The sequence below is a fragment of the Paenibacillus camelliae genome (assembly GCF_023715345.1).
Classification (GTDB): Bacteria; Bacillota; Bacilli; order Paenibacillales; family Paenibacillaceae; genus Pristimantibacillus; species Pristimantibacillus camelliae.
In genome coordinates this window covers 1-277 of the sequence record NZ_JAMBNY010000079.1, presented here as the reverse complement: position 1 = coordinate 277, position 277 = coordinate 1, and the positions used below count along the sequence as shown (strand labels likewise).

The 277-nt window shown below is 53.8% G+C and carries 1 rRNA gene; it reads right to left on the bottom strand.

What is annotated here, in order from left to right:
- Positions 1 to 277 (bottom strand): 23S ribosomal RNA (locus M3180_RS22495); the annotation flags it as partial.

Below are 277 nucleotides of genomic sequence, written 5' to 3'. Positions count from 1 at the left end.
GGATCTCTCGTTGAGACAGCGCCCAATTCGTTACGCCATTCGTGCGGGTCAGAATTTACCTGACAAGGAATTTCGCTACCTTAGGACCGTTATAGTTACGGCCGCCGTTTACTGGGGCTTCGGTTCATAGCTTCGGGTTACCCCTAACCACTCCCCTTAACCTTCCAGCACCGGGCAGGCGTCAGCCCGTATACTTCGTCTTACGACTTCGCACAGACCTGTGTTTTTGCTAAACAGTCGATTGGGCCTTTTCACTGCGGCCCCCTCGGGCGATTAA